Annotated in this window: 13 protein-coding genes; 2 read left to right on the top strand and 11 right to left on the bottom strand. The window is 38.5% G+C overall.

The genetic code is table 11. The features are described from left to right. Positions 1 to 76 precede the first annotated feature (76 nt). Together B5488_RS06490 and dinB are read right to left on the bottom strand one after the other, a co-directional pair. Complete coding sequence (locus tag B5488_RS06490; protein WP_079734518.1) at positions 77 to 3,049, bottom strand: DNA polymerase III subunit alpha; 2,973 nt, start codon at positions 3,047 to 3,049, stop codon at positions 77 to 79. Further along, positions 3,049 to 4,266, bottom strand: a complete 1,218-nt coding sequence (dinB, locus tag B5488_RS06495; RefSeq protein ID WP_079734519.1) for a DNA polymerase IV — start codon at positions 4,264 to 4,266, stop codon at positions 3,049 to 3,051. The genes B5488_RS06490 and dinB overlap by 1 nt, the downstream gene beginning before the upstream one ends. 210 nt (positions 4,267 to 4,476) lie before the next feature. On the opposite strand from dinB, the gene B5488_RS06500 reads away from it, so the two are divergent. Further along, positions 4,477 to 5,028 carry a hypothetical protein gene (locus tag B5488_RS06500; RefSeq protein WP_146128759.1) on the top strand — a complete coding sequence of 184 codons (552 nt, stop codon included), beginning with the start codon at positions 4,477 to 4,479 and terminating at the stop codon, positions 5,026 to 5,028. After that, positions 5,028 to 5,459, top strand: a complete 432-nt coding sequence (locus tag B5488_RS06505; RefSeq protein WP_079734521.1) for a hypothetical protein — start codon at positions 5,028 to 5,030, stop codon at positions 5,457 to 5,459. Before B5488_RS06500 ends, B5488_RS06505 begins: the two co-directional genes overlap by 1 nt. A gap of 2 nt (positions 5,460 to 5,461) precedes the next feature. On the opposite strand, the gene B5488_RS06510 is transcribed toward B5488_RS06505, so the two are convergent. From B5488_RS06510 to B5488_RS06550, 9 genes are all read right to left on the bottom strand, one after another. Next, positions 5,462 to 7,204 carry a hypothetical protein gene (locus B5488_RS06510; protein ID WP_079734522.1) on the bottom strand — a complete coding sequence of 581 codons (1,743 nt, stop codon included), beginning with the start codon at positions 7,202 to 7,204 and terminating at the stop codon, positions 5,462 to 5,464. Further along, positions 7,194 to 9,416, bottom strand: coding sequence for a tryptophan-rich sensory protein (locus B5488_RS06515; protein ID WP_079734523.1), 2,223 nt, complete (start codon positions 9,414 to 9,416; stop codon positions 7,194 to 7,196). Before B5488_RS06515 ends, B5488_RS06510 begins: the two co-directional genes overlap by 11 nt. After that, positions 9,413 to 10,669, bottom strand: a complete 1,257-nt coding sequence (locus B5488_RS06520; RefSeq protein WP_079734524.1) for a BatA domain-containing protein — start codon at positions 10,667 to 10,669, stop codon at positions 9,413 to 9,415. The genes B5488_RS06515 and B5488_RS06520 overlap by 4 nt, the downstream gene beginning before the upstream one ends. Before the next feature lies 1 nt (position 10,670). Then, positions 10,671 to 11,567, bottom strand: a complete 897-nt coding sequence (locus B5488_RS06525) for a DUF58 domain-containing protein (RefSeq protein ID WP_079734525.1) — start codon at positions 11,565 to 11,567, stop codon at positions 10,671 to 10,673. A gap of 204 nt (positions 11,568 to 11,771) precedes the next feature. Then, the gene (locus B5488_RS06530) at positions 11,772 to 12,785 is read right to left on the bottom strand and encodes an AAA family ATPase (protein WP_079734526.1); all 1,014 of its coding nucleotides are present in this window, start codon (positions 12,783 to 12,785) and stop codon (positions 11,772 to 11,774) included. Between the two features lie 191 nt (positions 12,786 to 12,976). Continuing rightward, complete coding sequence (locus B5488_RS06535; protein WP_079734527.1) at positions 12,977 to 13,594, bottom strand: DUF4159 domain-containing protein; 618 nt, start codon at positions 13,592 to 13,594, stop codon at positions 12,977 to 12,979. Positions 13,595 to 14,079: 485 nt separating this feature from the next. Then, positions 14,080 to 15,393 carry a TldD/PmbA family protein gene (locus B5488_RS06540; protein ID WP_079734528.1) on the bottom strand — a complete coding sequence of 438 codons (1,314 nt, stop codon included), beginning with the start codon at positions 15,391 to 15,393 and terminating at the stop codon, positions 14,080 to 14,082. Positions 15,394 to 15,426: 33 nt separating this feature from the next. Continuing rightward, positions 15,427 to 17,067 carry a TldD/PmbA family protein gene (locus tag B5488_RS06545; RefSeq protein ID WP_079734529.1) on the bottom strand — a complete coding sequence of 547 codons (1,641 nt, stop codon included), beginning with the start codon at positions 17,065 to 17,067 and terminating at the stop codon, positions 15,427 to 15,429. A 397-nt stretch (positions 17,068 to 17,464) separates the two neighbouring features. Continuing rightward, a complete protein-coding gene (locus B5488_RS06550) occupies positions 17,465 to 18,157 on the bottom strand; it encodes an arylesterase (RefSeq protein ID WP_079734530.1) in 693 nt (230 codons plus the stop codon). Between the last annotated feature and the right edge of the window lie 33 nt (positions 18,158 to 18,190).

Here is an 18,190-nt window from a genome sequence, read left to right on the forward strand (position 1 = left end):
ACTTGTTTCAGATTCTAACATCTTAGATCCTGAAACAAGTTCAGATTGACGGTTAAGAGGTTTTTATTACTAACCCCTAAGAAAACTGGTATCCAACCAACCGGGGATCGGTTAGGGTATCCTGGCGTTGCAGCCATTGTATGCTAATAGAAATATAATCCAGCTCATTATTTACCCTGCCGTAGCATTTGTAAATTCCTTTGCTTCGTAACGGATATTTTTCTGCGGTTACGGGGAATTGCACAGTATCGAAGACATCACCCTTCTCATCAAAAAAAGTCCCAAAATACATATATTTTCCGTTAGAAGTTCCGGTTTTTTTGGCGGTGATAAGGGCGCCATAGATCAATATTTCCTTTCCCACATAATGTTTTAGATCTTTTGCTCTTACCGATTTTTTAATAGGACTTTTAAGCAATTTAAAATGCGAACAAAGCGGAAAACCCAATAATTCCATCTGGTCAAAAGCTTCTATTAATGCTGAATATTGAAACTGCGGAAGTTCAAAATCCCGGTGAGCGGTATTAAATAACTTTTCCTGTTTAGCTACCGGTTTGGAGGCATTCAGTTTAAAATGAGCTTTCCATAGTAAATGATGTTTATCTATTTGTGTGAATCTAAAAGCATCTATTTTCAGCAAAATACTTAGTTGTTCTATAGAAATAGAAGCGCGATCTATAAAATCATCAAACGACTTGAAAGCTCCAAAAAACTGCCGGTTTTCCAGAATTTGCTGCACGGTTTTAGTCTCCAATTCTTTGATATAGCCTAATCCTAAATAAATATCTTTTCCAAAAATACTGTTGGGATGATCGCTTTTATTGATACAGGGTGGATATACCTTTCCACCGCATTTTCTAATTTCCTGGATATAAGTTTCTACACCATAAAATCCGCCACCATTATTAAGCGCAGCTACCATAAATTCCAGCGGAAAATATTTCTTTAAATATAAACTCTGGTAACTCTCCACCGCATAAGAAGCCGAATGCCCCTTTGGAAATGCATAGCCGGCAAAAGAAGAAATTTGCTCCCAAACCTCATCAATAATCTTATCGCTATAATTTTTTTGCCTGCAATTTTCCCTGAATTTCGCTTCAATTCGCTGCATCTGGCCTTTAGAGGTTTTCTTACCGCTCATTCCCCGGCGCAACACATCGGCATCTTCAAAACTAAGTCCGGCGAATTTATGGGCTACTTTCATCACGTCTTCCTGATACACCATAACTCCGTACGTGTCTTCCATAATTTCCAACATCACGGGATGAGCCTGTTTTCTTCGTGCGGGATCACGATGCCGTTTTATGTATTCTTCTTTCATCCCACCGCTGGAAATACCGGGCCTGATTATAGAACTCGCAGCCACTAAATTCAAATAATTATCGGTTTGCAGTTTGGTGAGCAGGCCGCGCATTGCCGGAGATTCTACATAAAAAACCCCCAAGCAATCCCCGGTTCTCAAGAGATTATTGATTTCCGGGTCTTTTTTAAAAAGTTTAATATTTTCAATATCCTTAATTTCAGCATTTGGTTGATTTTCCTTTACAATTTCAATCGCATCAGTGATTTTCGAAAGTCCGCGTTGGGCAAGAATATCAAATTTATGAATCCCAACTTCTTCCGCTATATTCATATCTATCTGGATGGTTTCAAAACCTTTGGGCGGTAAAAAAGTAGCGGCATAATTATAAACGCTATCATTCAGAATCAAAATCCCGCCGGAATGCACGCTTAAATAATTAGGAAACCCTTCAATTAAAGCACTATAACGCAACACCAACTTCTCCAGTTTATCCAGCTCATTTATACTAAAAAATCCTGCCGAAAGTTTATCGATATTTTCTTTGGGCAAACCAAAAACCTTCCCTAATTCCCGGGCAACCGCACGGCGTTTAAAGGTTACGTAAGTTCCCATTAAAGCGGTAAACTCGTATTTTTTGAAAATAAAATCGGTTACCTCGTTGCGGTCTTTCCAGGAGAAATCGATATCAAAATCGGGGGGAGAACTTCGACTTTCATTGATAAAACGTTCAAAATAAAGGTCCAGCTCAATGGGATCTACATTGGTGATTCCAATAATGTAAGCAATAATAGAATTGGCGCCACTCCCCCGCCCTATAAACGGAAAATTCTTAGTGCGCGCATAACTCACAATATCATAATTGATCAAAAAGTAAGAAACAAATCCAAGTTTGATAATGGCATTCAACTCTTTTTCTACCCGTTCCAAAACCTTTTCACTTATCTTGGGATAACGTTTTGCTAGATTTTCATCGCATAATTTCTTTAATCGTTCCTCATCAGCTTCGGGAGTTTTTCCTGATACCAGTAAATTTCGGTTTTGGGTTTTCCCGAATTTGAAATCTACCCGGCAGGATTTTACCAACTGTCGGGTATTTTCTAAAATATGCGGATAATCTTCAAATTCCGAAGCGATAATTTCTGAAGACAACATTTGATGAGAAAAAGAACCCTGCTCGCTTTCGGGAAGCTGACTAAGTAAAACATTATTATCTATGGCCCGCAACAACCGGTGTGCGTTATAATCGCGCTTATTTCTGAAACTCACGCTTTGTTGCAAGACCAGTTTCTCCTTAAATTCCAGGTATTTTGAAAATTTAAGTTTCCGCAGGCTTTCTACAGAAATTCCAATGAATTCATCGTTTCTGAAATTCGTCTTTTTGTGTGCTACTACTTTTTCGAAAGGATAAATAATAAAACAATCAGGTAATTCTGGAGCTTCAGGTTTAAAATCTTTTTTTGAATGAAGCTGCTGTGATAAATGCTCGTTCAACTGCCTGAAACCTTCATTATTTTTCGCAAGTCCTACATATTGTTGCTCGGCTCCATTTCTAAAATCAATTCCCACTTTTGGTTTTAACCCATATTCCGAAGCTATCTTTATAAAATTTAAGCAAGCCGAAGTATTATTAATATCGGTAAGCGCTAAAGCTTCAACTTTAAATTCCCGGGCGAGTTCACAGAGTTTTTCTACCGAAAAAGTCCCGTAGCGCAGCGAATACCAGGTATGGCAGTTTAAATAGATCATTATTGTTTTCTATGCGCCAACACAATTGGCGGTTCACCGTTAAACGGATTTCCCATGCGGCCAATGGTTTTTGTTCCCATTGTCACCGCGCGCATCACGCTATGTTCTCCAAAACGCTCTTTAATTTTATCTATAGAATTATATAAATTCAGCATTTCTTCAGAATCATCAAACAGGTTAATCTGGTAATTTCCACCTACAAGTCCGCTGAATTTCACACCGATTAACCTAATCAACAACCGACGCGAATAGAGTTGCTTAAAGAGCATTTCAACTTTAGGAATAAGAATATGATCGGCACTGGTATATGAGATTTTCACCTGTTTAGAATGTGTTTGATAATCTGAATACCTGATCTTCACACTTACCACACTGGTGAGCTTATTACCCCGCCGTAGCTGATAAGCCAGGCTCTCTGCCATTGCTACCAAAGTGGCGTGCAGGCGTACCATATCTATAGTATCTCGCCCAAAAGTGCGCTCGGTAGAAATAGATTTTCTTTCGTGATACGGGATAATTGGCGTATCATCAAGACCGTTAGCACGTTTCCAAATAGTTCTTCCGGCTTTTCCTAAAACGCTTTCCAACATTTCCACCGGCATTTCCTGGATGGTCTTTATCTCTCTAACGCCTAAATTCAGAAGTTTTTGAAAAGTCTTATTCCCAACCATCGGGATCTTATTCACACTTAAAGGAGCGAGAAAAATCTTCTCATTTCCATGTGGAATTACAATTTCTGCATTAGGTTTAGCTTCTCCCGTAGCGATCTTGGAAACCACTTTATTTTGTGATAATCCGAAAGAAATTGGCAAGCCGCTTTCCTTTATAATTGTCTGTCTCAACTCACTGGCAAATTGATTGATGCCGAAAAATTTATCCATCCCACTCAAATCGGCATAAAACTCATCAACACTGGCTTTTTCAAAACTGGGCACCTGGCTTTTGATGATTTCAGTCACCACGTGTGAATGCTTGGTGTAAGTACTGGCATTTCCTTTAATTACCGTAGCTTGCGGACAAAGCTGCCGGGCTACTTTCATTGCCATCCCGGAGTGTACTCCAAATTTTCTCGTTTCATAACTACAGGCCGCCACTACCCCACGATCTCCCATTCCACCTACGATAAGTGGTTTACCATTCAATTCAGAATTTTGCTTACGTTCTACCGAAACAAAAAATGCATCGAGATCCAGATGTAAAATAGACTTATTCTTCATATTTGGATTATTTCCTTTTTATAGGATATTTTCCAAAATTATAAAATATTTGAACTCAAAATTATTCTGCCTCGTTAAATTTTGAAAAGAATTTTTCGGCTTGATTATTCTGAAAAAGTCAAAATAAAAGCCCTTTTATTATTAAAATCTAACAGCCTAAAGTTTATAGTTTTAGTAGTTTTGCCGACTTAAAAGTACCAAGCCTGAAGTATGACGAAAATATTCAGAAGATTATCTTTCTTTATTCTAATCATGATGCAGTTTGCATTTTTGTTCGCTATATTTTTTGATAAGATGAATGCTCCCCTCGTACTTTTATTTTTGGGGATAATTTCGGTATTAATAAGTCTTGCTTATTTTAAAGCGCCACGGCAAGAAGAAAGGTATTTTATAAAAGATCTTTATCTTATTCTTTTTGCGGTGACCGGTGCCCTAAGCACATTTTTTATAAATATTGAACTTAAATTTGGCCCGGTACTTGCCGCTGGCTTTATAGGAACCCTGGCTTCTTTTGTGCCGTCAATAAACAGAAAATCAAATCTTTTAAAAGAAGCGCCACCCGCCATTTACTGCGGTGCTTTTGTGGGAATGACTTCAGCCAGTGTAGCGCCCAATTTAAAATTTATTCTACTGGCCGGTATTATCGCAGGTAGCATTCTTATTCTTTCTAAAAATATTTTTAACGGATTTGGTGGTAAACTGGGAACTATCGCTTTTGGTAGTATTGCCATCACTTCAGCCATTTTATATACCCTGTTTTAATGGAAATAAGCATTCTTTTTCTCACCGGTATTATTTCTGCCATCCTAACTTATGTAGTTAATAACAAGTACAAGCAGGGTGCTGTTCGTGCTTCAGCAAGCCTCTCGCTTTTGGTGGGTTTATTTTTCTATTCTTTTCCTGATATTTTTAATCCATATTTAACCAAAAACATCCCTATAGTTTTTATTGGCGCTACTTTTATAGGAATGGTTTCTTCCAAAATACTTCCCAGCTATTTATTGGTAGGTTTTTCAGGATTTATCTTTTCTATTATCTACCTAAATGCGAGTCCGTTTTTTAAAGGTTATGGCGGCGCTTTGGGTACTACTGCAGCTATTTCTGTATTGGTCTCTTTAAGCCTGGCTGTGGTTTCGAAAAGTGAAAAAATGAAGAAGATTAAAAATTACAGACCTTCCAGAAAGAATAAATAATTTCATAACTTAGGCTCCAGCCATAAACCGCCCATCGAAATAAGAAATATTCCAAAAAACCACAACGGATTAATGGCAATTGGCATTTTCACCGACTCTTCTTCTAAGATTTCCTGCTGAAAAAATCTATTATTTTCCTGTGAGGTTTGGTAAGATTTTAAAGCCTGCCAGTCCTTAGCTTGATGAACAAAATATTTAAAAACCGAAGTAGAATCTTGTTCCATTTTTAATTCCTGCCATCCTGCTTTCTGCGGATAGGTTTTACCGCTCCATAATTCCTGATTATTTAAATCCTGCTTTAACGGAATTAAATGTCCATTTTCATTGCTTACTCTTAGATTTTCTACTGAAGTCCTTATCTGAAACTCAAAAGCTTGATCTTTAAATGCGAAATCGGTTTTCGCTTTCCAGGATGCCGTGGCCGAAGTTCTCTTACTTATTTGTTCCATCAGCTGAGACCAAACCAGTTGATAAGCTTCCTGTTTACCTTCCAGTTGTAATTGCCAGGTATTTTCTAACAAAGTGGTACCGATCCTGCCCTGCCCTAATCGTTTATAGCCACTTAAAATTGACGAATTTGAACTATGAATTTTTTCCAGACCAAATTCATCTTTTAGCTGAAAAGGTTGTTTAGCAGTAGTAGTTTCTGAAAGATTATCCAACTCAGTTTCTGTAGCTGAAACCCGTTCTAATTCAAAAACTGAAAAATCACCTAAGGAATTCAGCGTATTAGCTTCTCCCAATATAAAAAGCCCCAAACCGGTTTCCCGAATTGAATTTTGCAGCGCACTATTTTCTGCGGAAGAGAGATTACGAATAGCTCCGGAATCTGAAATAAGCAGATCAAAATCTTCTGAAATTCCTGCGTTTAAATTTCCTAAACTCGTGTTTTCGGTATTAAAAAATTCGAATTTAAATCGTCCGGTAGTAATCCGGTTTTTCACCACCAGTTCGTGTCCAGATTCGGCTAAAAAGTTTTTTAGGTATTTGATCTCAAAAGTTGGGAAACTATTCAAAATAAGAATTCGTAAAGCTTCTTCTTTAGTTACTTTTACCGGCAAGGCATTGTTGCTTAAAATTTCTCCTAAAGAATCCTTTAAAGTGATATTAAAAACATAATTCCCGGCAACTTTTAATTCGGTTTCCAGGTTAAAGTTCTTATTTTCTTTTGAAGTAAAAACAATCGAATCCACCGCAGTTCCCCCGGCATCCTCTAAAACCAGGCGATTTCCTAATTTTGTTTTTAAAAATCTCCCCTGAACCTTAATTTTATTTCCAACCTGATTTTTCGGATTATAATTGAGCTTTACAATTCCTGCAACAGTATCACCCGGCAAATAAGTGACGGGTAGCTCTTTAAATTGATTTAAGTCATAGGCGCTAATTCCCTGGCCCAATACAAAGATTTGTTTTGAAGTTTTCAATTCAGGCAAAACCTCGTCTTTTCGATAATCAATTACTTTTATTTTTCGATATTCCTTTTTCAGACTATCTAACTGATTTTGTTTATAACCTTGAGTAAGAATTAAAACATTCCCTTCCCTAACTTCCTGAGGAATTGCCGGTTTTATAGCAATAAGCGCCAAAGAAGAAACCGCTAAAATTGCCAGGAAAATTTTGAAAAAAAAACGTTTTTTTCCAGCTTGTGACCATTCTTTCCAAAGAAAAATCAACAGTAAAATAAGGCAGCAGACAAGTACCGGCCAGAACCATGAAGCATTTAAAAAAGTGAGATTATTGCTCATTCAATTCCAGTTCTTTCAATAATAAATCGTTGATTTTTCCGCTAAAACCGGTCCTTTTTTGCGGTTTAGCATTAGCTTTTGGCAGTGCCTTCAACAAGCCTTTTTGTGTTTCAATTATAATTTCTTTTGCGATTTGTTGCTCTTCAGAAAGTTGTTTTAATTGCTGTAAAACCTTTAGATACCTACCGGGTTCAGCTATGGCTTTTTCGGCAAGTTCATTTCCCGCCTTTTCAAACAACTCCCGATCGCTTTCTGTAATTTTTGAATTTGAAGTTTTTAATTCTTCTAATCTTAAGACACTTTTCCGCATAAAAAGATATTCATCATTTTCCTTAATTTCTTCATTTTTCCGGTAATTGCCCACCTCGTCAAGCTCTCCCGTAAGCCTTTTATCTTCCTTAATTGGCGGTGGATCAAACCCGATACGATGCACATAAATTCTCGCGCTGTTCTTGATTTCCTGGATAAGCTCCAGGGCCTCATATTGAAAAGGTAGCGATTTTTCGGGCTCGTAAAGTCGTAAATGCAACTCGGCATCCCACATGATATTTAAGGCCTGCCGTAACTTCGCTTTTAAATTATCGGTAAATAAAGTTGAAGATTCAGGATCGCTGTGGTTGTGTAAATATTCTGCCAGGGGATCTTCTTCCTCGCCATCTTCGGCTTCGTGATTATGTTCTTCTTCTACCAAATTATGCTCATTGTCGCCATCGTGATCGTGGGTATAATCTGCTAAAGGATCTTCGTCGGGATCGTGATTTTCTCCTGAAGTCTCACCCCCGGTTTCCATTCCCCCTTCAGCTTCATCCCCCATAAACTGACCATATTTTAACCGAAGCGCTTTTTGATCAAAACCAAGATCATTACTGGTTTTATTAAATTCTTCTTTAGAAAGTTTTCCGCGCTCACTAATTAGTTTTTCGGTGTCGATAATCAATTGCCGCTGACTTCTGAAATAATCGGGCATCAGGTCTACCCCGAATCCGCCATCTACGCCGGGGCCGTAATCTACCGTGTCTTTTATTACCGCAAAATGCGTTTCGCTACGGGCAATGTTGGCTTGGGGCTGTTTAAGGTCGCTGGCTTCTACATAAAAATAAAGCTCGTCCCCTGGCTCCATTTCCATTTTATCCAAATCTATATTTTTGGTCAAATTCAGGCTTTTATTTCCACTTTCAACAGCATTATCAAAACTCAATTTTTCTTCCCTAAATTTTACCGATTCCCCGGTTCCCCTACTTACTGTAGCGATAATATAAGCATTTGCAAGTCCAAAATCGTCGGTTATGGAAGCGCTAAAATTGATGCGTTTTTCATCATCATAATTAAAAGAATTGAATTGCTTTAAACCCTCCAAAATAATCACCGGTGCTTTGTCTTTAGTGACTTCAATCGCATAAAGATCTGAAACATAACTCGCGCCAGCCTTATCGGTAAACCTAAAATTATAGAAACCTGAATTTTCCAAAACCGAAGTTCCTGTGTATGTTCCATTATTTTCTTTCATCGGCCGGCGCCTGCCCATACTTTCCAGGCTTACGCTATCTACTGCGCCTTCAAAACCAAGCTTCCAGGTTACCCGGGAACTTTCTACGGCTTTAATGTCCATTTTGGATGACGTGGAATTTGCAAGACCGGTATACCCGGGATAATTGATTGTTAGTTGCTGCTCTTTTAAAATCGGCGCTTTAGATTTCACTTCAGTAGAATCTGTAGGCCGAAAAACTATAATTTCTTCCTTCGGAATTTCATTTTCCTTTGAAAAATAATTTTCAGTTAACCCGAAATAAAACGCAAAAAAACCAATAGTAATCATTACTACAGAAGTAATTGCGGCTTTTCCCAGTTTATGCTCAGGCTGAATTTTTTTGCTCTCGGCTTCGACTTCTTTTGCTACTTTTTGCTGCTGAAGTTTTGCTAAACCAGACAGCTCCTCGGTTGGTTTTAGTAATAATCCGCTGCTATATTCCAGTTTATTGGATTTGCGATCAATAAAACTGCTGACTTTCTGCAAATCGATTTTCCACGGCCTTTTGAGAAAAGCAGCCACAATAAAAACAATTCCGAAACTAAAAATACAGATGAGTAAATTGAAAGAAAAGAACCAGATAAAAACCGCAGCAACAGTAGCATAGAGAAATACCTCCAGCCAAAGTAATAGTTGCCAGCGCTTTTGAAACCTGATTAATATGTCTTTTCCGGTTTTGCTCATTGTTTTCTATATCGCGACAAGGCTCTTTCTGATAAGATTAGTATGCTTAATAATATCCATAAATATTTAGAAATATCTCTGCCATTCCGGTTTTTTGTCGATTCTGAAGCTTCTCCAAAATTTGGCTTTAAAAGTGCCAAATTCATCACCCGAAAATCATACTTTTCAGCTTCTTTATTAATTTCGGTATAGAGGTTGAACATTTCCAAAAGCTGTTCGGCGAGATGTTCTTCAACAATATTTTCTGAATTTAGTTGGCCGGTTAAATGATATTCATTTTCGAAGTTTCCAGGCTCAATAATTGAATTTGCCAAAGAATCCCTTCGGAACTTCACAACTTTTCCTTCAGTTTTTGGTGAAGGTTCTTCACTCAACCAGATCAATATTTCTCCGGAATTTGAATTAAAATTTTCTTCTTCAAAATTTATAATTTCAATAGGCTGTTCCAGGTACTTTCCCAAAGCCAAAAACGAAGCTTTGATATACTTATTTTCCGACCGAAATTCTTCTTCGGAATATATTTGTACCCGCAAAGTATCCAATTCCACCACCGGAATATTTACGAATTCAGTTTCTATTTCTGAAGTGCTTAAATTTTGCTTTTCCTTCTGAAATTTAAATTCTTCAGTATCGCTAATCACTGAAATGCGTTCGATTTCTTCTCCTCTTTTAATCGCCCCCACCAAATTGGTTTTTACAGTTCCCGGATTCAGGTTAATCCAATGAATATTTTTGCTAATTTCAGGACGTTTTCCTTTAATTCCGCTAACAAAAGCATTGGTAAAAACCACTATACTATCGGTTTTTAAAGTTTCCGCTTCCCTGGCGAGTTTCCAGTAATTCGGGGTTTCAGAAAAAGTATCCTTTACAATTTCAGGTTCATATTCCGGAAAATCGGTTTCTAAAAACCGAACCTCAACGGTATTGTTTAAACTATCTGTTAGCGTTTTTACTTCCGAAGAAGAAAGCAAAGATTTTTCAACCAAATAGGTGATCGGTGAATTTTCGGTTTTATAATGTAAACGTGGTTCGGCCAGGATAAACACCAAAATCGTGATGAGCAACATTCTTAGCAACAACAACCAGAATTCGTTCAGTTTAATGCTACTGCTTTTTTGGGAATCAGATTCCTGTAGGAATTTTATACTCCCAACTTTAATGGTTTTTCCTTCTTTTTTACTCCATAAATGAATCGCTACCGGAACGACGAGTCCCAGTAAAGCCCATAAAAATGAAGGATTTAGAAAAAACATACTACATTAAATTATTACGTTTTTTCAGTAACAATTGAAGCGCCTCTCCAATCGGTTCATCAAGCCGAAAAAGTTGATAGGTAATAGCATTGGCCAGCATAATTTCTTTAGTTGTTTTAATCGATTTCTCCAGGGAATCCAGGTATTGCTTCCGGGCTTCTTTGGCATCTATCTTCATTCGCGCACCGGTTTCCAGGTCTTCAAAAGTAAGCGAACCTTTATGATTAAATTCCAATTCATTTTTTCCCAGAAGATGTAAAACCACCACTTCATTTCTGGGTGTTTTCAACTTGGTGATAACATTAGTTAATTCTGAAGTTTCTTCGTGTAGATCTGAAATAAAAAATATAAGTTCTTTGTGTCTCCTATCGTTAAGTTTTTCAGCGGCTTTCGGATTTTTAGGCCATTTCCCTTCAGTTTTAATGTTGATCAATTCCAGCAATAACCTATTAAAATGCTTTTTCTGAACTTGTGGATAAAGGGCGTGCAATTGGTGATCGTTCAATGCAAAGAGCCCAACAGCATCTCCCTGTCCCTGCGCCAACCAGGCCAAAGAAGCGACCAAAACCCGAACATAGTCCATTTTGGTTATTCCATCTTCCTCGTGTTGCATAGACCTGCTGGAATCGAGAATAAATTTTATCGAAATATTGGTTTCTACTTCAGATTGTTTGATGTAATATCGACCCGAACGAGCCAGCATTTTCCAGTCCAGCAATCGCATATCATCTCCCGGCTCGTAACCGCGATACTGGCTAAATTCCATTCCGGGTCCCAGCCTTCGGCTATGGTTTAGGCCAGAAAGATAGCCGTCTACCGTCACCCTGGCGATAAGTGCTAAACCACTCACGCTGTTGATGATCTCTGGTTTTAATAACTGCTGATAATCCTGCTTCACTCGATAATCGAGATTTATCCCGATTACTATCGGGAGCTCCGAGGCTTGCCTCGAAAATTAAACAATTCTTCACTATAAATGTCTCTTGAGCTTGCTGTGAGGCAGTTTACTCGATAATCGAGATTTAAATGCTCCAAAGCTTGCCTCGAATAAAAGAATAATTTTCCGACTCATACCTCGTGGACTTGCCCGAGGTTCTTGATTTTATTTTCTTGCTTTTTCTGCCGGTATTATTGATTTTAGTAATTCGGCGGTCACCTCATCTGAAGTTATTCCTTCGGCTTCCGCTTTAAAATTCACAATCACCCTATGGCGCAAAACCGGGTAAGCACAATGTTCCAGATCTTCGGGAGTTACAGCCAATCTGCCTTGTTGTAAAGCCCTGGCTTTCGCAGTGAGGATCATCGCCTGCCCTGCTCTTGGTCCTGCCCCCCAGTTCACCCATTCTTTTACAAATTCGTTGCTGCTGGTTTCAGGACGAGTGGCCCGAATAAGTTTATTAACATAGGAAATCAACTCATCACTTATAGGAACTTCCCGCACCAATTGCTGCAGTCTTAAGATTTCAGCGCCACTAAGAATTGGGTTTATCGTCGTCTTCTTAGATCCCGTGGTATGTTTTAAAATTTGGTTTTCTTCAAGTTCTGTAGGATAGCCGATTTTAATATAAAAAAGGAACCTGTCCTGTTGCGCTTCCGGTAAAGGAAAGGTTCCCGATTGTTCTATCGGGTTTTGCGTTGCCAAAATAAAGAACGGACGCTCTAGTTCGTAGGTTTTCCCGGAATAAGTCACTTCAAACTCCTGCATCGCCTCCAAAAGCGCCGCCTGGGTTTTTGGTGGGGTTCGGTTAATCTCATCGGCTAAAATAATATTTGCGAAAATCGGTCCTTTATTGAATTCAAAGAATTTCTTCCCCGTGGTATGGTCTTCCTCGAGAATTTCAGTCCCAATAATATCGGAAGGCATTAGATCTGGCGTAAACTGAATTCTCTTGAATTTTAAATCTATTGCCTGGGAAAGCGTTCTTATCATTAAAGTTTTGGCCAAACCGGGAACACCTTCTAAAAGCGCATGCCCACCTGCCAAAAATGTAATAAGTAACTGGTCTACGGTTTCTTCCTGCCCAATAATTACCTTAGCGATCTCGGTTTTTAGGTCTTTAAGTTTCCCGGTAAGGATTTTTACTTCCTGGTCTAAATCGGCTAATTGCTGATCCATATTTTCATCTTATTTTAAATTTACTCGATAATCGAGATTTAAATATTCCGAGGCTTGTCTCGAATCAAAAACTTTCCACTTTATGCCTTGTGGGCTTGTTCCGAGGTAGTTTACTCAAAGGGTGAACTTGTAATAGGTTTTATAATCATTGCCCTTCAATATTGCTAATATTGTGTCCAGCAGCCTGCTGGTTAAGATGTAAGGGCATACATCACGATATTCACCCCAAAACGGGTATTATCTATTTTATAAAATCGTTTGTTTCTAAAATCATAATCCCACTCGCAACCGTAATCTTTGTTGCTATAAAGCACGCCAATTCTTCCGTTTATAACAATTGCCTTTAAATATTCGTGCACCAGATCGTCTCCCCAACCGTTTAATTCCTGGGAAGTAGTTGGCGGACCGTTTTCAAACTCAAAAAACACATTATAAATTTCGTGATTGTTTGGGATCTTGTCCAATTCTCCCGGACCAAAGATCTCTTCCATTTGCCTTTCGAAAGATTTAGCAAAAAGTCCGTCGATATCGTGGTTGCAATCATCGGCAAAAACGAAACCTCCATTTTTCACATATTTTTCAAAATTCTCTTTTTCCTTAGCCGTGAACTGTACCAATTTATGTCCTGAAATATAACAAAACGGGCATTTAAAAATCTCATCGCTACTTAGCGGAACAATATTCTCCCGGGTATCTACTTCCAGCGTGGTATACTCCACCAGGGAATTCAGCAAATTGGAGGGCATCCTTTGATCCACATCCCAATCTCCCGATTCATATTGAAGCCTGGTAAAGAAAAAACTATTCATTTTTTATTGTATAATGTAGATTGTATAGTGTATAATTTTTTGTTGCCACGAATTCACTAATCTTGATTTACAAATATATGCTATTGTGCCAGTAATGGAAATCGTCACTTCGAGTGTCCCGATCTTTATAGGGATGTATCGAGAAGTGTGTTAAAGGTTTCAAATGTTCTCGATACGGTTTTTTATAGCTTTCGCTTAAAAACCCTAGTCGAACTGACGGGATATTTAGTAATTACGTAAGATCAATCTTGTTTCAATAAATTCCGCACATCGAAATCACTTTTAAAATTAGACTCCGCATCTCTCAAAAAGTAAAAAATAGATTTCAATTTATTTGGCAATTCGACTTTATCCTCCTGCAAGGTTTTAGAAACCTTGTAGGTCTACAAACAAACCTAAACCTTTTGTATTTTATAAATTTCAAAAAAATAAAACTGGCTGTAATGAAAATTCCACTACAACCAGTTTTTAAAGATCTATACGTTTTAAACTGCGTCTGAAAGGCTGGTAAAAGTAAAGTCCCTTACTTTCATATACGGAATTAAATTTCCGTTTATTCTCACCTGTTCTCCAAGGGTTTCCAGGTTATTCAGCATAATTATCGGACTTTCATTAAACCTGAAGTTTTTAACCGGATATCTTATTTCCCCGTTTTCTATGTAAAAAGTTCCGTCGCGGGTAAGTCCGGTATAAAGTAAAGTTTGCGGATCTACACTTCTAATATACCATAACCTGGTTACCAAGATTCCTCTTTTGGTACTTTTTATAAGTTCTTCACGAGAGGCATCGCCACCTTCCATAATGAAATTAGATGGATAAGGCACAGGGTCCACGCCCTTTTGTTCTGCCCAATATCTACTATAAGCCAGGTTTTTAACCACACCGTTCTCAATCCAGTTCATCTTTTTAAGCGGCATTCCTTCGCCATTCCAGGTTGAAGTTGGCACATCGGGATGTAGAGGATCGCTCCAAATATTTACGCGTTCGTCTACGATCTTTTCGCCCATTTTGGTGCCATCATCTTTAGACATAAAGCTTCGGCCTTCATCGGCAGTACGGGCATTAAATGCACGAGACATATTCCGCAGTAAATCTACAGAAGCTGCGGGTTCTAAAATTACCGTGTATTTCCCCGGTTCTATCGCCCTGGCTTCCCGAGACATTACTGCTTTATCTATAGCTACTTTTGCGGCTTCTTCAGGATCAAATTTTTTGACATCGTTAAAATCGCGGGAAACCCAACCTGAGCCAGTGCCGTCATTAGTTCGCATAGTAACCGTAAAATCAACATCGGTAGATTGGTTGTAGGCAAAAAGTCCGCTGGAATTTAACATCGCGCTAAATCCGTTAGAATCATTAAGAAAACCGGCAGCGGTCACGTCTTTTTCAGACGCAGGGTTAATACTTTTAGCGGCAACCTCAGCCCTATATTCCGGAGTGATATTCGCTGTAGATTCAACGAAACTTACCGACTCATCATAAGTTTGCGGGCCAAGTGGCGCCATAAATTCAGGATTCTCCGGGGCGAGTTGTGCCAATTCTTCGGCTCTTTTCACCACACTTTCCAAAGATTCATCATCAAATTCATCTACAGTAGCCGTTCCAGATTTTTTTCCGAAGCTAGCTTCAACTGCCAATGTTTGGTTAGAACGGTGTCCTGAAGTGGAAACCGTATTACGAGCATAACGAATATTTCCGCTCTCGCTGCCACCCATATTAATTACGCAGGCATCTGCAGTAGAAAAGCTCAATGCTTTTTCCATAATTTGCCTGGCTTCTTCTTTTGTATATATTGCCATTTCTATATTTCTTTTTAGTAAACCAGTTAGTTATTAAACACTTCTACCCGTATTGATCACGTTTACGCCATCAAATCTGGAGGTTGAACTTCCATGGGAAACAGCGCTAACCTGAGAAGGCTGGCCTTTTCCGTCAAAGAAAGATCCGAACATACGATAATCGCTTTCGTCACAAATTTTAGAACAGGAATTCCAGAATTCCTGGGTATTGGACTGGTAGGCTACATCGTCTAACATACCCACGATCTCCCCGTCTTTTATTTCAAAAAATACGGTACCGCCAAACTGGAAGTTATAACGTTGCTGATCTATGGAATAAGAACCGCGCCCGGCGATATAAATACCTTTTTCCACGTTTTTGATCATATCGTTTATAGAGTATTTTTCTTTCCCCGGCTCTAATGAAACGTTAGGCATACGTTGAAACTGAACATCATTCCAGCTTTGCGCGTAACAACATCCGTGGGATTCATTTTGATCTATCATATGCACCTGATCGCGAATAGCCTGGTAGTTGGTTAAAACTCCATTTCTCACAAGATCCCATTTCTTGGTTTTCACCCCTTCATCATCAAAACCTACGGCACCAAGAGAACCCGGTTGGGTTTTATCGGCAACAAGATTTACAATATCACTACCGTATTGGAAATCTCCAGACTTCCATTTATCTAACGTAGCAAAACTGGTGCCGGCATAATTAGCTTCATAACCAAGCACACGATCCAGTTCTAATGGGTGACCTACAGATTCGTGAATGGTTAATCCTAAGTGGTTTGGTTCTAACACCAAATCATATTTACCTGGCTCTACAGATTTAGCTGAAAGCATTTCTTTAGCCTGTTTAGCGGCTAAAGTGGCATCTTCTACCATATCATAACTGTTACGATATAATCTTAATCCTCCAGGGCCTTCAAGTTTTTCAGATTCCAGCCCATCCATATATTCATAACCCATTCCCATTGGGGCGCTCATAGCATCACGGGATTTGAACTTCCCGGCCTCACGATCTATGGCGGTTACACCAAAAGTTGGCCAGATTCTATGCACATCCTGGTCTATATAAGAATCTTCGGTTGAAGCAAAATATTTTTGTTCATTAACCATAAAAAGCGCTGAATTCACAAAGTTGGCTCCATTATCCATAGCAGCAGCATTCGCGCTAAGCAATAAGTCTACTTTTTCTGAAACAGGTACTTCTTTAAAGTCTTTTTTAATTGGAGTTTTCCAGGAAACTTCCCCGTGAGATTCTACCGGAGCAAGTTTTACCGGTTCTTTCTGAATTTTAGAATTTGCCTTTGCGATAGCAACGGCTTGCTGCGTGGCTTTCATAATACCATCTTCGGTGACGCTATTGGTAGAGGCAAAACCCCAGGTACCATTAGCTATTACTCGAATTCCTATTCCAAAAGACTCCGTATTTACCACGTTTTGAACTTTATCTTCACGAGTAAAAACGTACTGATTAAGATAACGGCCTATCCTGGCATCTGCATAGGTAGAACCCAGAGATTTCGCAGTATTTAAGGCTACGTCGGCGAGTTTTCTTTTGGTGAGGATATCCATACCGGGATGCAAGAGTGCTTCGGCAGAAATATTACTTCCCATTAAATAGGAAGGAAGCATTAAAGCCCCTGTACCCATACCGGCTAATTGAACAAATTTTCTTCTTTTCATAAAAAGTCTTCTGTTTTTAGATTGAATGAATCACTTTAAATTATTAAGAAAAGAAGCACTAAATGTTCAGGATTTAATAAGTCTAAAATTATTAAAAAATGGAATAAGAAAGGGTTTAGAGCAATTATTCTTAACAAAAGCCTAAAATAGCATTTTTTTTGAAAACTTTAGTGCCAAATGAGAAGAAGAATTGAAGTATTAAGAGGTATCCTTTTAAGTTAAAAAAAGGCTGTTCAAATAACTGTTCTGTATAGCTGAACTTATTTCGGATGTTAACAAACTCTAATGATAAACAACTTAGATTCTGAAATAAATTCAGAATGACGGCTAAAAGTTTTCTCAGTAGGCCCCAAAGCTTTAATTGTGAAATTATATTTACTGAAAAATCAATTTGAGATCATTCTTTCTCGACTACATCTTCCAAAACACTCCATACATTGTCGGCTACAATTTCATAACCTTCAGCGGTGGGATGAATTCCGTCTTGTTGATTGAGTTCTGGATCTCCAGCTACACCTTCAAGAAGAAAGGGAATGAGTTCTACATTGTTTTCTTCGGCAAGTTCAGGGAAAATATTTCTAAAATCGGTGGTATATTCTTCTCCCATATTCGGCGGAATTTGCATTCCCGCCAAAACTATTTTAGTATTGGGGTTTTTCTCTTTTACCGTGCTAATTATATCCTGAAGATTCTTTCGGGTTTCGGCTATGGGAATGCCGCGTAAACCATCGTTTGCTCCAAGTTCTAATACAAAAACATCCACATCCTGATTTAAAACCCAGTTTATACGGTTTTTCCCACTCGCAGTGGTTTCTCCGCTTAAGCCTGCATTTACTACTTCATAATTGTAGTTCAGCGAATCCAACCTATTTTGAATAAGCACCGGGAATGCTTCAGAAGCTTCTAATCCCATTCCCGCTGTAAGGCTATTTCCGAAGAAAAGAATCACGTTTTTCTCACTTACCTTAGCTTCGGTTTCGATTTGCGTTTCTTCCTTGCTTTTTTCTTCAACTTTCTTTTCGGCATTTTCTCCGCAGGAAATCATTATAAATATTGAAAAAATAGCAAAATAATACTTCAAGTTTCTCATAGCAACGGGGTTTATAATCAAATCATTTCCTTA

The sequence above is a fragment of the Salegentibacter salegens genome (genome assembly GCF_900142975.1).
GTDB classification, from domain to species: domain Bacteria; phylum Bacteroidota; class Bacteroidia; order Flavobacteriales; family Flavobacteriaceae; genus Salegentibacter; species Salegentibacter salegens.